The organism is Streptomyces sp. NPDC085937 (assembly GCF_044540535.1).
In the GTDB taxonomy this organism is placed as follows: domain Bacteria; phylum Actinomycetota; class Actinomycetes; order Streptomycetales; family Streptomycetaceae; genus Streptomyces.
This window is the reverse complement of record NZ_JBITSH010000015.1, coordinates 143,021-157,453: the sequence shown is the minus strand read 5'-3', so window position 1 is coordinate 157,453 and position 14,433 is coordinate 143,021. Positions and strand designations below refer to the sequence as shown.

The 14,433-nt window shown below is 71.4% G+C and carries 11 protein-coding genes; 6 read left to right on the top strand and 5 right to left on the bottom strand.

What is annotated here, in order from left to right:
- Nucleotides 1-258 precede the first annotated feature (258 nt).
- On the bottom strand, nucleotides 259-1,647 hold the full coding sequence (locus ACIF8S_RS27520; RefSeq protein ID WP_400002530.1) for a cation:dicarboxylate symporter family transporter: 1,389 nt from the start codon (nucleotides 1,645-1,647) through the stop codon (nucleotides 259-261).
- A 155-nt stretch (nucleotides 1,648-1,802) separates the two neighbouring features.
- Here ACIF8S_RS27520 and ACIF8S_RS27515 point away from each other — a divergent pair, with 155 nt between their 5' ends.
- From ACIF8S_RS27515 to ACIF8S_RS27505, 3 genes are all read left to right on the top strand, one after another.
- Nucleotides 1,803-3,461 (top strand): ATP-binding protein, encoded by a 1,659-nt coding sequence (locus tag ACIF8S_RS27515; RefSeq protein ID WP_400002529.1) that lies wholly within the window; start codon nucleotides 1,803-1,805, stop codon nucleotides 3,459-3,461.
- Nucleotides 3,458-4,141 (top strand): response regulator, encoded by a 684-nt coding sequence (locus tag ACIF8S_RS27510; RefSeq protein WP_400002527.1) that lies wholly within the window; start codon nucleotides 3,458-3,460, stop codon nucleotides 4,139-4,141. Before ACIF8S_RS27515 ends, ACIF8S_RS27510 begins: the two co-directional genes overlap by 4 nt.
- A gap of 317 nt (nucleotides 4,142-4,458) precedes the next feature.
- On the top strand, nucleotides 4,459-5,190 hold the full coding sequence (locus ACIF8S_RS27505; protein WP_400002525.1) for an XRE family transcriptional regulator: 732 nt from the start codon (nucleotides 4,459-4,461) through the stop codon (nucleotides 5,188-5,190).
- Nucleotides 5,191-5,244: 54 nt separating this feature from the next.
- On the opposite strand, the gene ACIF8S_RS27500 is transcribed toward ACIF8S_RS27505, so the two are convergent.
- Nucleotides 5,245-6,270: an ATP-dependent 6-phosphofructokinase gene (locus tag ACIF8S_RS27500; RefSeq protein WP_024884571.1), complete on the bottom strand. Its 1,026-nt coding sequence runs from the start codon at nucleotides 6,268-6,270 to the stop codon at nucleotides 5,245-5,247.
- A 225-nt stretch (nucleotides 6,271-6,495) separates the two neighbouring features.
- Between ACIF8S_RS27500 and pta the strand changes: the two genes are divergently transcribed.
- From pta to pyk, 3 genes are all read left to right on the top strand, one after another.
- Nucleotides 6,496-8,592 carry a phosphate acetyltransferase gene (pta, locus tag ACIF8S_RS27495; RefSeq protein WP_400002523.1) on the top strand — a complete coding sequence of 699 codons (2,097 nt, stop codon included), beginning with the start codon at nucleotides 6,496-6,498 and terminating at the stop codon, nucleotides 8,590-8,592.
- Nucleotides 8,589-9,800: an acetate kinase gene (locus tag ACIF8S_RS27490; RefSeq protein WP_400002521.1), complete on the top strand. Its 1,212-nt coding sequence runs from the start codon at nucleotides 8,589-8,591 to the stop codon at nucleotides 9,798-9,800. The genes pta and ACIF8S_RS27490 overlap by 4 nt, the downstream gene beginning before the upstream one ends.
- 73 nt (nucleotides 9,801-9,873) lie before the next feature.
- Nucleotides 9,874-11,301: a pyruvate kinase gene (gene pyk / locus ACIF8S_RS27485; RefSeq protein ID WP_349791073.1), complete on the top strand. Its 1,428-nt coding sequence runs from the start codon at nucleotides 9,874-9,876 to the stop codon at nucleotides 11,299-11,301.
- 102 nt (nucleotides 11,302-11,403) lie between these two features.
- Here pyk and ACIF8S_RS27480 read toward each other — a convergent pair whose 3' ends face one another.
- The 3 genes from ACIF8S_RS27480 to ACIF8S_RS27470 form a co-directional block, all read right to left on the bottom strand.
- Nucleotides 11,404-12,702 (bottom strand): hypothetical protein, encoded by a 1,299-nt coding sequence (locus ACIF8S_RS27480; RefSeq protein ID WP_400002519.1) that lies wholly within the window; start codon nucleotides 12,700-12,702, stop codon nucleotides 11,404-11,406.
- The gene (locus tag ACIF8S_RS27475; RefSeq protein WP_024884566.1) at nucleotides 12,692-13,261 is read right to left on the bottom strand and encodes a DUF6114 domain-containing protein; all 570 of its coding nucleotides are present in this window, start codon (nucleotides 13,259-13,261) and stop codon (nucleotides 12,692-12,694) included. The genes ACIF8S_RS27480 and ACIF8S_RS27475 overlap by 11 nt, the downstream gene beginning before the upstream one ends.
- Before the next feature lie 116 nt (nucleotides 13,262-13,377).
- Nucleotides 13,378-14,013: a DUF6230 family protein gene (locus ACIF8S_RS27470; protein WP_400002517.1), complete on the bottom strand. Its 636-nt coding sequence runs from the start codon at nucleotides 14,011-14,013 to the stop codon at nucleotides 13,378-13,380.
- Between the last annotated feature and the right edge of the window lie 420 nt (nucleotides 14,014-14,433).

Below are 14,433 nucleotides of genomic sequence, written 5' to 3'. Positions count from 1 at the left end.
CGCCCGCCCTCTGGCACTCCGTCTCCAGTATGGTGTTGTGGGCCTCAAACCCGCAGGGGCCCCCCCCCCCGCGGGGGGCCGGGGGGCCGGGGGGCGGGGGGGGGGCCCCCCCCCCCCCGGCGGCGGAGGCCCTGTCGGGGGGGTGGGCCTCGGTGACCGGCCGGCCGGGGCGACGGGGGAAGTGCGTCCCGGCCGGCCGGGGTACGGGGGGCGGCGCCCCCCCCCCTGCCGGGGGCCCGGGGTGCGGCGCCGGCCCGGTCAGGCCTTGGCCAGCTCCTTCTCGCCGCCCGCCCCGGGCGCCGGGACGGAGTCGTCGCGGCCGGCACCGTGGTCGTCCAGCAGCGTCCGCTCGTCGAACGGGGCGCGCCCGGCCAGCACCTCGGCCACCCGCTCCTTGTCGATCTCCTTGGTCCAGGTGCCGATCAGCACCGTGGCGATCGCGTTGCCGGCGAAGTTGGTCAGCGCGCGGGCCTCGCTCATGAAGCGGTCGATGCCGACGATGAGGCCGATGCCGTCCACCAGGGCGGGCTTGTGCGACTGCAGACCGCCGGCCAGGGTCGCGAGGCCCGCGCCGGTGACACCGGCGGCGCCCTTCGAGGCGACCAGCAGGAACAGCAGCAGCGGGATCTGCTCGCCGACCGACATCGGGGTGCCCATGGCGTCGGCGATGAACAGCGAGGCCATGGTCATGTAGATCATGGTGCCGTCGAGGTTGAAGGAGTAGCCGGTCGGGACGGTGATGCCGACCACCGGCTTGCTGACGCCCAGGTGCTCCATCTTCGCGATGAGCCGCGGCAGCGCGGACTCGGAGGAGGAGGTGGACAGGATCAGCAGGAACTCACGGCCCAGGTACTTGAACAGGCTCCACACGTTCAGCCCCGCGACGAGCTTCAGCATCGCGCCGAGCACCACGAAGATGAACAGCACACAGGTGAGGTAGAAGCCGAGCATCAGCACGGCGAGGCTCTTGAGCGCGTCCAGGCCGGCCGAGCCGGTGACCGCGGCCATGGCGCCGAAGGCACCGATCGGGGCCGCCCACATGATCATGGCGAGGACCCGGAACACCAGCCGCTGGATGTGCTCGATCCCGCGCAGGACCGGCTGCCCGGCGTTGCCCATGGCCTGCAGGGCGAAGCCGCACAGCAGCGCGATCAGCAGGGTCTGCAGCACCTCGCCCTGGGTGAAGGCGGACACGATGGTGGTCGGGATGATGCCGAGCAGGAACTCGGTGGTGTCCTTCGCCTCCGCGTCGATCTGCGCGTGGCCGGTCTCCTTGACCGCGTCGGTGATCGCGAGGCCGCTGCCCGGCTCCAGGATGTTGCCGACGACCAGGCCGATGGCGAGGGCGACGACCGACATGACCATGAAGTAGCCGAGCGCGATGCCGCCGACCGCGCCGACCTTGGCGGCCTTCCGCACGGACCCGATGCCCAGCACGATGGTGCAGAAGATGATCGGCGAGATCATCATCTTGATCAGGTTCACGAACCCGGTGCCGATCGGCTTCAGCTCGACCGCGAAGTCGGGTGCGATCAGGCCGACGGCGATGCCGAGGGCGACCGCGATGATCACCGCGATGTAGAGATAGTGCGTGCGGTCCCGCTTGGCCTTGGGTGCGGCAGGTGCCGTATCGGCGGTGCTGGTCACGGCGGCCCTCCTTGACGTCGTCGTCGGCATCACCGGCGTGCGGCTCACGTCCGGGGGATGGTTCGGGGGAACGCGGTGACTATGTCGCGCCTTGTGAGCGTGGTCACCCTTCCGTTCATTTAGTTCACCGGCGAACCGCGAGGCAGACTGGCGGGGTGCGCTTCCCCCTCCCCCGGCCCCGCAGTCTCGCGGGGCAGCTGTTCGCCATGCAGGCCGTGCTCCTCACGGTCGTGGTGGCGGGGTACGCGCTGGCCACCTATCTGAGCCACCGCGGCGAGGCCGAGGAGGCGGCGGGCCGGCAGGCCACCTCGGTGGCGCTCTCGGTCGCCGACTCGCCGTCCGTGCGGGAGGCGATCCGCTCGCCCGACCCGTCGGCGCGGCTCCAGCCGTACGCGCTGGAGGTGGTGCGGGACACCGACGTCGACTTCGTGACGATCATGGATCCGCGGGGCATCCGCTGGACCCACCCCGACCCCGGCCAGATCGGCCTGGTCTTCCAGGGGCACACCGGTCCGGCGCTCAAGGGCCGCACCTTCACCGAGACGTACACCGGCACGCTCGGTCCGTCGGTGCGCGCCGTCGCCCCGGTACGGGACGGCGACCGGATCGTCGGCCTGGTCAGCGCCGGGATAAGGGTCGAGGAGATCGGCCGGCGTGTGCAGGAGCAGCTGACCGCGCTGCTGGTGGTCGCGGCCGGTGCCCTCGGGCTCGGCGCGATCGGCACGTACGTGATCAACGCCCGGCTGCGCCGTCACACCCACGGGATGAACGCCACCGAGCTCAGCCACATGCACGACTACCATCAGGCCGCGCTGCACGCCGTGCGCGAGGGCCTGCTGATGCTGGACGGGCAGTACCGGGTGGCGCTGATCAACGACGGCGGCCGGGTGCTGCTCGGGGTGGACCAGGAGGAGGACGTGGTGGGCAGATCGGTGGCGGAGCTGGGCCTGCCGGCTCCGCTGACGGGCGCGCTGCTCGCCTCGGAGCCCCGCATGGACGAGGTGCACCTGACGGCCGACCGGGTGCTGGTGGTGAACACCTCGCCGGTCAGCGGCGGCCAGCGGCGCGGCTCGGTGGTGACCCTGCGGGACGTGACCGAGCTCCAGTCGCTGATGGGCGAGCTGGACTCGGAGCGCGGCTTCACGCAGGCGCTGCGGTCCCAGGCGCACGAGGCGGCCAACCGGCTGCACACCGTGGTGTCGCTGATCGAGCTGGGCCGCGCCGAGGAGGCCGTGGACTTCGCGACCGCCGAGCTGGAGCTGGCTCAGGCGCTCACCGACCAGGTGGTGGACGCGGTGGGCGAGCCGGTGCTGGCGGCGCTGCTGCTGGGCAAGACCGCGCAGGCCAACGAGCGGGGCGTGGAGCTGGTGGTGTCACCGGACAGCCGGCTCGACGACGGTCTGCTGCCGTACGCCCTGCCCTCCCGCGACCTGGTCACCATCCTCGGCAACCTGATCGACAACGCGGTGGACGCGGCGCAGGGCGGGGTGCGGCCCCGGGTGACGGTGACGGCGCTGACCGAGGAGGACGGCTCGGAGCTGGTCCTGCGGGTCCGCGACACCGGCCCCGGGGTCGCCCCGGACCGCGCGGAGGACGTGTTCCGGCTGGGCTTCACCACCAAGCCGGCCGGTCCGGGCGGCCGGGGTCTGGGCCTCGCCCTGGTCCGGCAGGCGGTGGCCCGGCACGGCGGCACCCTGTCGGTGACCTCGGGTGAGGAGGGCGGCGCGGTGTTCGACGTACGGATCCCGCTGCGGGACGCCCGCCGGGACGCCGGGCACGCCGCGGTCGCGCACGGCACGGGCGGTGCCGGGTGACCGCGCAGCCCATCCGGGTGCTGGTCGTCGAGGACGACCCGGTCGCCGCCGACGCGCACGTGATGTACGTCGGGCGAGTGCCCGGTTTCGAGGCCGTCGGCACGGCGCACACCGGGGCCGAGGCCCGCCGGATCCTCGACCGCACCCCTGTCGACCTGCTCCTCCTCGACCTGCACCTGCCCGATGTGCACGGCCTTCAGCTGGCCCGTTCGCTGCGCGCGGCGGGCCGTCACGCGGACGTGATCGCGGTGACGTCGGCGCGGGACCTGGCGGTGGTGCGCGAGGGGGTGTCGCTCGGCGTCGTGCAGTACGTGCTGAAGCCGTTCACCTTCGCCACGCTCCGGGACCGGCTGGTGCGCTACGCGGAGTTCCGCGCGGCCGCCGGCGAGGCCAGTGGCCAGGACGAGGTGGACCGCGCGCTGGCGGCGCTGCGCGCCCCGCGTCCGGCCGCGCTGCCGAAGGGCCTGAGCGGCCCGACCCTGGAGCGGGTGACGGTGGCTCTGCGGGACGCGGGCGAGGGGCTGACCGCGACGGGCGTCGCGGAGGCGGTCGGCATCTCCCGCATCACGGCCCGCCGCTACCTGGAACACCTCGTCGACGCGGGCCGCGCGGTCCGCCGCCCGCAGTACGGGACGGTGGGCCGGCCCGAGCTGCAGTACCGGTGGGTCACCGGCCGGTGAGCGGCGCCGGCCGGGGTGGTCGCGGGGTGAGCGGCGGGTTTGCGCCGCCGGCCCACGGGCCGGCGGAGGGGCTGAGGGGGCCCGTGTCTCGTACGCCGATACGAGTGACGGGTGCGCGTTCCGGTCCGTGGGCGTACGGGCCGTCAACGCCGGCTTACGCATATGCCTCTTGAGCTTGCCGTTCGGGTGCGGAGGCGTTCCCCGGCGGGCGCGGTCGCCCCGTGACGCCGAAACCCGACCGGCCGGTAGCCGTACCTTCCTACAACGGGTGATCCTGGCCGAACAGACCGTAGTCACCCCCTGCGTACGGGCCTAGCTTGTGGGCCGTGCGCCGACCTCCCCCTCGCAGCGACCGCCATCCGCCCCCGCCGTTCAACGCCCCCGCCGCCCGGCGGCTGCGTGCCGCGCTGGGCCTGGACCCGGACCACGTGGCCCAGGCGTTACGCGTCTCCTACGACCTGCCGTACGTCACGCCGGCCCTCGTCGCCGCGTGGGAACGCGGGAGGGCGTCCCCCTCCCACCCCGAACTGACCGCACTCGCGGGCGTGTTGTGGTGCTCACCGGGCGAACTCATCGGGCGTCCGCGCACCTTGCGGGAACACCGGGTCGCACGGGGCCTGGCCCCCGAGGACGTCGCCCGCGCCGTCGGACACGAACTCCACGTCTACCTGCGGATGGAGGAGACGGGCCGGTGGCGCGGCACCGAACGCCAGTCGGCCGCCCTGGCCCGGACACTCGGCCTGTCCCTGGCCGACGTCATCACCGTCACCGGCCGCGAGGACCAGCTCGCGGAACTGCTGCGCGGCGCGGCGACCACACGCTGGCAGGCGTACGTCCGGCCGGTGTCGAAGATCGCCCCGCTGGAGCGACGGCTGCTGGAGGGCGTGCTGCACCGGCTCCACCAGGACTACCAGGGCCACATGGCCGCCACCCTCAGCTGGGGCGGCGGCCCCGGCGACGCGGGCGACACGGGCCGCGACTTCCTCGCCCGCATCGTCGACCACTTCTGGCACACGGCGGCGGCCGAGGGCGGCCCGGCGCAGGTGTAGCGACGGCGTCCGTGGGGGCCCGGATGCCGGCCCCCACGGGATGAACGGACCGGACTAGAAGACCGACTCCGCCTCGTCCATGCGCTCCTTCGGGACCGTCTTCAGTTCCGTGACCGCCTCCGCGAGCGGCACCATCACGACGTCCGTGCCGCGCAGCGCGGTCATCCTGCCGAAGTCGCCCCGGTGGGCGGCCTCCACCGCGTGCCAGCCGAAGCGGGTGGCGAGGACGCGGTCGTACGCCGTCGGCACGCCGCCGCGCTGGACGTGGCCCAGGATGACCGGCTTGGCCTCCTTGCCGAGCCTGCGCTCCAGCTCGTAGGCCAGCGCCGTGCCGATGCCCTGGAAGCGCTCGTGGCCGAACTTGTCGATCTCGCCCTTGCCGTAGTCCATGGTGCCCTCGGCCGGGTGCGCGCCCTCGGCGACGCAGATCACCGCGAACTTCTTGCCGCGGTCGAAGCGCTCCTCGACCATCTTGACCAGCTGCGCCGGGTCGAAGGGCCGCTCGGGCAGGCAGATGCCGTGGGCGCCGGCGGCCATGCCGGACTCCAGGGCGATCCAGCCCGCGTGGCGGCCCATGACCTCGACGACCATCACGCGCTGGTGGGACTCGGCCGTGGTCTTCAGCCGGTCCATCGCCTCGGTGGCGACACCGACGGCGGTGTCGAAGCCGAAGGTGCGGTCCGTGGAGGAGATGTCGTTGTCGATCGTCTTGGGGACGCCGACCACGGGCAGACCTGCGTCGGACAGCATGCGGGCCGCCGTCAGGGTGCCCTCGCCGCCGATCGGGATCAGCGCGTCGATGCCGAACTCGTGGATCATGTCGGAGGCGTTCTCGCAGGCCTCGCGGAGCCGGTCGCGCTCCAGCCGGGAGGAGCCCAGTATGGTCCCGCCGCGGGCCAGGATGCCGCTGACCGCGTTGAGGTCGAGGGTGCGGTAGCGGCCGTCCAGGAGACCGGAGTAGCCGTCCTCGAAGCCGATGACCTCGTCGCCGTAGTTGTCCACCGCTCGGTGCACGACCGACCGGATCACTGCGTTCAGCCCAGGGCAGTCGCCGCCTGCGGTGAGGACTCCTATACGCATCGTGCTGTGTCTCCTGGTCGCTGTCTCGATACCGGTGAGCCACTGCCGATTCTTTCACGTCCCCCAGGGCACCGCCGACGCCGGATGCACGGGCGTCTTAACCAGCGGCGAAGGTATTGTCAAGAGGGATCCGCTCACTTGTGTGAGCGGCTTCGTGGCCCGGCCGTTGGCCCCGCCGTCGCCTTCGCGGCCCCCGACGAGCCCTCGACGAAACGGAGAGCGCGCGTGACCCGCAGCGTGTACGTGACCGGCATCGACCGCGGCGACGGCCGTCAGGTCGTCGAACTCGGGGTCATGGAGCTGCTGACCCGGCAGGTCGACCGGGTGGGTGTGTTCCGTCCCCTGGTGCACGACGGGCCCGACCGGCTCTTCGAACTGCTGCGGGCCCGCTACCGGCTCACCCAGGACCCCGCGACCGTGTACGGCATGGACTACGCGGAGGCGTCCACGCTGCAGGCCGAGAGCGGCACCGACGAACTGGTGTCCACGCTCGTGGACCGGTTCCACCTGGTCGCCCGCGACTACGACGTCGTCCTGGTCCTCGGCACCGACTACGCGGACACGCAGTTCCCGGACGAGCTGTCGCTGAACGCCCGCCTCGCCAACGAGTTCGGCGCCTCGGTGATCCCGGTCGTGGGGGGCCGCAGGCAGACCGCCGAGTCGGTCCGCGCGGAGACCCGCAACGCCTTCCGCGCCTACGACACCCTCGGCTGCGACGTGCTCGCGATGGTCGTCAACCGGGTGGCGCGCGAGGACCGCGACGAGATCGCCGAGCGGCTCGCCACCCGGCTGCCGGTGCCCTGCTACGTGCTGCCCGACGAGCCCGCGCTGTCCGCGCCCACGGTCTCCCAGATCGCCCACACCCTCGGCGCCAAGGTGGTGCTCGGCGACGACTCGGGGCTCGCCCGCGACGCCCTGGACTTCGTCTTCGGCGGCGCCATGCTGCCGAACCTGCTCGCCGCCCTGACGCCGGGCTGCCTGGTGATCACCCCTGGCGACCGGGCCGACCTGGTGGTGGGCTCGCTGGCCGCGCACAGCGCCGGCACCCCGCCGATAGCCGGTGTGCTGCTGACCCTGGACGAGGTGCCCGGCGAGCGCATCCTCACCCTCGCCGACCGGCTGGCGCCCGGCACGCCGGTGCTGTCGGTGGCCAGCAACAGCTTCCCCACCGCCGAGCAGCTGTTCTCCCTGGAGGGCAAGCTGAACGCGGCCACCCCGCGCAAGGCGGAGCGGGCGCTCGGCCTGTTCGAGCGGTACACCGACACCGCCGAGCTCACCCGCACGGTGTCCGCGCCCAGCAGCGACCGCGTCACCCCGATGATGTTCGAGCACAAGCTGCTCGAACAGGCCCGCTCCGACCTGCGCCGGGTGGTGCTCCCCGAGGGCGCCGAGGAGCGGGTGCTGCACGCGGCGGAGGTGCTGCTGCGCCGGGGCGTGTGCGAGCTGACCCTGCTCGGTGACGTCGACCTGATCCGCAAGAAGGCCGCCGACCTGGGCATCGACCTCGGCGACACCCAGCTGATCGACCCGGCCGTCTCGGAGCTGCGCGACTCCTTCGCGGAGAAGTACGCGGCGCTGCGCGCGCACCGGGGCGTGACCGTGGAGCTGGCCTACGACGTCGTCTCGGACGTGAACTACTTCGGCACGCTCATGGTGGAGGAGGGCCTCGCCGACGGCATGGTCTCCGGTTCGGTGCACTCCACGGCGGCGACCATCCGCCCGGCCTTCGAGATCATCAAGACCCGCCCGGACGCGGACATCGTCTCGTCGGTGTTCTTCATGTGCCTGGCCGACAAGGTGCTGGTGTACGGCGACTGCGCGGTCAACCCCGACCCGGACGCCGAGCAGCTCGCCGACATCGCGGTGCAGTCGGCGGTGACCGCAGCCCGGTTCGGGGTGGAGCCGCGGATCGCGATGCTGTCGTACTCGACCGGCACCTCCGGCTCCGGTGCCGACGTGGACAAGGTGCGCACCGCGACCGGGCTGGTGCGCGAGCGCCGGCCCGACCTGCGGATCGAGGGGCCGATCCAGTACGACGCGGCCGTGGAGCCGTCGGTCGCGGCGACCAAGCTGCCCGGCTCCGAGGTGGCCGGCCAGGCGACCGTGCTGATCTTCCCGGACCTGAACACCGGCAACAACACCTACAAGGCCGTGCAGCGCTCGGCCGGCGCGATCGCCGTCGGCCCGGTCCTCCAGGGGTTGCGCAAGCCGGTCAACGACCTGTCCCGGGGCGCCCTGGTGCAGGACATCGTCAACACGGTCGCGATCACCGCGATCCAGGCCCAGTCCCCGGCCCCGAGCGAGAAGGCAGCCGCCCAGTGAGCCCCTCCCGTGTCCTCGTCCTCAACTCCGGTTCCTCGTCGGTGAAGTACCAGCTGCTGGACATGGGCGACACCAGCCGGCTGGCCTCCGGTCTGGTCGAGCGGATCGGCGAGCGCACCTCCCTGGTGCGGCACACCCCGCTGGCGTCCGGCGGGGAGACCCGGGAGCGGACCGGCCCGGTCGCCGACCACGACGCCGCGCTGAAGGCGATGGCCGAGGAACTGGCCGCCGATGGGCTGGGCCTCGACTCCCCCGAGCTGCTCGCGATCGGCCACCGGGTGGTGCACGGCGGCAAGTACTTCACCGAGCCGACGGTGATCGACGAGCGGGTGCTCGCCGAGATCGAGCGGCTGATCCCGGTCGCGCCGCTGCACAACCCGGCCAACCTCACCGGCATCCGCACGGCGACGACGCTGCGTCCGGACCTGCCGCAGGTCGCCGTCTTCGACACCGCGTTCCACACGACGATGCCGGAGTCCGCGGCCCGTTACGCGATCGACGTGGAGACCGCCGACGCGCACCGGGTGCGCCGCTACGGCTTCCACGGCACCTCGCACGCGTACGTCTCGCGGGCCACGGCCCGGCTGCTCGGGAAGGCACCCGAGGAGGTGAACGTGATCGTGCTGCACCTGGGCAACGGGGCGTCCGCCTCGGCCGTGCGCGCGGGCCGCTGCGTGGACACCTCCATGGGGCTCACCCCCTTGGAGGGGCTCGTGATGGGTACGCGGTCCGGTGACATGGACCCGGCCGTCATCTTCCATTTGATGCGCGTCGGCGGAATGTCCGCCGACGACGTCGACACCCTTCTGAACAAGAAGAGCGGTCTGGTCGGTCTGTGCGGGGACAACGACATGCGGGAGATCCGGCGCCGGATCTCCGAGGGTGACGAACGGGCGAAGCTCGCCTTCGACATCTACATTCACCGTCTGAAGAAGTACATCGGTGCCTATTACGCCGTCCTCGGACGGGTGGACGCGGTGGCCTTCACCGCCGGGGTCGGCGAGAACGCGGCCGAGGTGCGCGAGGCCGCCGTGGCGGGCCTGGAGGGACTCGGCCTGGCGGTGGACGGCGAGCGCAACGCGGTGCGCGGCGGCGGGGCGCGGCTGGTCTCGCCCGAGGGGGCGAGGGTCGCCGTCGCGGTGGTACCCACGGACGAGGAAATGGAGATCGCACAGCAGACATACGCACTGGTCGGAAAGAACAACTGAGCAGCGACTTTCTCATGTGTACATTCCGCCAGACGGAATATTCCGGAGCGAAACAAACCGATAGGATCGCCCCATGCGCCGTTCGAAAATCGTCTGTACTCTCGGCCCCGCGGTCGACTCCCACGAGCAGCTTGTCGCCCTGATCGAAGCCGGCATGAACGTGGCCCGCTTCAACTTCAGCCACGGCTCGCACGCCGAGCACCAGGGCCGGTACGACCGGGTCCGGGCCGCCGCCAAGGAGACGGGCAGGGCCATCGGTGTCCTCGCCGACCTCCAGGGCCCCAAGATCCGTCTGGAGACCTTCGCCGAGGGCCCCGTCGAGCTGGTGCGCGGTGACGAGTTCACCATCACCACCGAGGACGTACCGGGCGACAAGACGATCTGCGGGACCACCTACAAGGGGCTCCCGGGCGACGTCTCCCGCGGCGACCAGGTCCTGATCAACGACGGCAACGTCGAGCTGAAGGTCGTGGACGTCGACGGCTCCCGGGTGAGGACGATCGTCATCGAGGGCGGCGTCATCTCCGACCACAAGGGCATCAACCTGCCCGGCACCGCCGTGAACGTGCCGGCGCTGTCCGAGAAGGACGTCGAGGACCTTCGGTTCGCCCTGCGGATGGGCTGCGACCTGGTCGCCCTGTCCTTCGTCCGGGACGCCAAGGACGTCGCCGACGTCCACCGCGTGATGGACGAGGAGGGCCGCCGGGTCCCGGTCATCGCCAAGGTGGAGAAGCCGCAGGCGGTGGAGAACATGGAGGACGTCGTGATGGCGTTCGACGGCGTGATGGTCGCCCGCGGTGACCTGGCCGTCGAGTACCCGCTCGAGAAGGTCCCCATGGTGCAGAAGCGCCTGATCGAGCTGTGCCGGCGCAACGCCAAGCCGGTGATCGTGGCGACCCAGATGATGGAGTCGATGATCACCAACTCCCGTCCGACCCGCGCCGAGGCCTCCGACGTGGCCAACGCGATCCTGGACGGCGCCGACGCGGTCATGCTGTCCGCCGAGTCCAGCGTGGGCGCGTACCCGATCGAGACCGTGCGGACGATGTCGAAGATCGTCCAGGCGGCCGAGCAGGAGCTGCTCTCCAAGGGACTTCAGCCGCTGGTGCCGGGCAAGAAGCCGCGCACCCAGGGCGGTTCGGTGGCCCGCGCCGCCTGCGAGATCGCCGACTTCCTCGGCGGCAAGGGCCTGGTGGCCTTCACCCAGTCCGGCGACACGGCCCGCCGGCTGTGCCGTTACCGCGTCGCGCAGCCGATCCTGGCGTTCACCACGGACGAGTCGACCCGCAACCAGCTGGCGCTCAGCTGGGGTGTCGAGCCGTACGTGGCGCCCTTCGTCAACAGCACCGACGAGATGGTCGAGCTGGTGGAGCAGGAGCTGGTCCGCCTCAGCCGGTTCAACGAGGGCGACATCGTGGTGATCACCGCCGGTTCGCCGCCCGGGGTCCCCGGCACGACCAACATGGTCCGCGTCCACCACCTCGGCGAAGCGACCTCCTGACCGGACACCCGGCCCACAGGTCCGAGGGCGCCCCCTGCGAGCAGGGGGCGCCCTCGGTGTGTCGCGGCTCCCGGAAGGGTCCGGTGTGCGGCCCGCGGCCGGTCAGTCGGTGACGTACTGGTGCAGGCCCGGGATGTGCAGGGTCCCGCCGAACTGACCCGCCTGCTGCACCGTCACCTTGGTGAAGTAGATCAGCGGGATGTTCAGCGGCGGCGGGTTCTCCGGGTCGAACGTGATCGGGATCAGTCCGAGCAGGTTGCCGGAGATGCTCTCGGTGTACATCACCGTGTCGCCGTCGCGGATGGTGGACGTCGACCCCTTGGCCGCCTGCACGTGGTACGTCTTGCCGGACTGCTCGTCCTTGACCGTCTGGTGCAGGTCGCCGATGTCGGTGCCGTCGGATATGACGTACTTCAGCACCTTCTTGGTGGTGCCGTTGGCGGTCCGCACCTCGACGATGCCCTTGTAGTCGGCGCCCTTCAGCAGCAGCGAGCTGGCGTTCAGGTACCACGGGTCGTCGGGCAGCGGGACGTTGTTGTCGACCCCGCCCTCGGCGTCGGTGGCGACCGGGCAGTCCTCCAGGTCGACGCCGGACGACTCCGGCGGGCTCGGCGACGCGGTGGCCTCCGGCTCCTCGGACTCCTCCTCGACGGCCTCCTCGGCCTTCTCCGTGGCGTCCTCGACCGCCTCGCCGGTGCCGGCGGTCTCCGCGGCCTGGCCGGAAGGCTTCTGCGGGGACTCCTCGCCCTTGTCGTCCTTCTCCTGCGACCCGCTCGCGGGAGCGGACTCGGACACGGACGGCGTGGGACTCGGGGTCTCCTCCTCCTTGTCGCCCGGGGTGAAGACGTCCTTGATGGCGTCCCCGATCTGCTCCAGCAGATTCCGGTCGGTCTCGGAGGGGGAAGGCGTGGGCTCGGTCCGCTCCGCGGCCTGTCCGCCCGTGGTCGCGGACGGCGTCGGCGTGGGGTCGGGCTTGTCGTCGGAACCTGAATCCGGCGAAGAGTCCGAGCCCTTGTCCGCGTCCTGTGCGGGGGCCGAGGCGGTCGGGTCCGCCGAGGGCTCCTTGTCGTCCTCGGAGGCGCCCTCGCTCGCGGTGGCGGACGGTGTGGGCGACGTGCTCGCGTCCTCGCCCTTCTCCGCCTTCTCGATGGCCTCCAGGCACTCCTTGAACTCGTCGGCCGTGAGGTTCCTCGACGACGGCTGGTCGTCGGCCTGGGCGAGTGTCGGGGTGAAGCCCATCCCCATCAGCACCGCGGTCGGCATCGCCGCGAGGGCTATCGCCTTCCCCGCGGGCATGTGGAACCTGGTGAACAGCGGCTTCTTGGGTGCCGCGTGTCGCGGCCCGGTTCTCACACGGGATGCCTCCACATCAGCCCCGTGGGTCACCTCGTCAGCCGGCACTGTGCCTCCCGTTCGCCCCGTTCGCCGGGCTCGTTCCTGACAGATCCTTCGGCTCACCCGTCGCCGCGGCGCCCTCTGCGGGGCCGGTGACCGTGGTGTCGGGGAGGGCGCCCTCGGGTGCGCCGCCGTACCCGGCCTCGTCCGCCGGCGGCTCCTGCGCCGGCGGGTCGCCCGGCACCCACGACACCGCCATCGCCCCGCCCACGAGGGCGAAGAGGAAGCCGATGAGGAAGCCACCGAGGTTGGACACGGGGATGGACACCAACGCCAGCAGGATCGCCGCGACACCCGCGAACACCCGGATGTGCTTCTGGAACCAGAGGCTGATGCCGAGGACGACGAGCAGCACGCCGATGATCAGGGACCCGGCGCCCGCGGTCGTCGCCATCGCCAGGGTCAGATGACCGATCCGCAGGTTCGCGTACGGGAAGTAGGCGATGGGGAGTCCGCCGAACATGATGAACAGACCGGCCCAGAACGGCCGCTGGCCACGCCAGGCGCGGAACTGCAGCCGTCGGCGGGTGAACTGGCCGGAGGCGGCAGGAGTCTCGGCGCTCATGAGAAACAGCTCCCTGGATGGCGTTGCTGTGGTGGTGATGTGCGCCGCGCGTGAAAGCACGGCGGGAAGGTGGACGGGCGGGGGCGCCACCGGCTCCCCCGCCCGTCAGCGAGTGCTTAGTAGCACTCCTTGACGCCCGTCGAGAGCGACATCTTCAGGCCGCTGAGCTTGAAGGTTCCGGCGGTGGTCGCCCACGCCGTCTGCTTCACGTCCTTCAGCACGGCCTTGTCGGCCTGCTGCGCGAACCCGAAGGGGTTGGCCTGCTCGCCCCCGCCCTTCATGCCCGGACCCTTCTTGGCGTCCTTGGCGGCCACACCGATGTCGATGTTCGTGAACGTCGCGTCGGCGTTCAGTTCGGCGACGTCGATGTACAGGTTCTCGGCCTTGACCGGCTCGGCGCCGTCGCCGGCCCGAAGGATCAGGCTGACGTTGCCGAACACGGGGATGTTCGGGGTGACGACCGACTGGCACAGGCTCTTGATGGTCGCCGTCTTGAACGCCGACACCGCGACGGGGTGAGCCGTCTGCTTGCCGTCCGCGGTGTAGCCCTCGTCGATGGCGCCGTACTGCGAGAAGCCCTCGCCGACGAGCTCCTTCGTGGTCACCTTGAACGACTGGCCGGAAACGCTGAACGACGCCGCGAGGGCGCCCTGCGCGAGAGCGACACCTATGCACGCCGTGGCGGCGACGCTGGGCACCATGACCACAGCGAACCGCTTCCATCTGGTCCCGCCACGCACCTGGGACTCCATATTTCCTCCTTCTCGGACGTACATCTCCTGTCCTGACTCGCCGCCATGAACGGCGGCTCAGCCGGGCAGGGATGGGAGAAGTGCTACGTCCTCGGGAAGGAGAGCGCCCGCACTCGGCGGCGCGGAGAACGCGCCCGAATCACCGGCGATCACCCCCGAGCGACAACCACTGGTCGCGCCTGACACGCATCACGCACAACCCTGCTGGACAGGCTTCACCCGCGGGCGAAGACCCCCCTGTCCAAGGAACGCCGTCCTTGCCGGCGCTCCTGCTCGGTGGGGACCCAGGAGTTCCCGTGGCCCGACCGGCTGTCGGGGTGCGGGTAATGGACCGAGCGTCGCCGATCGTGGTGCATTCTCGCCGCCCGCACAAGGGGGTTCGTTACTCGCTAGTAACGGCCGGATAACCGCGGGGCGACC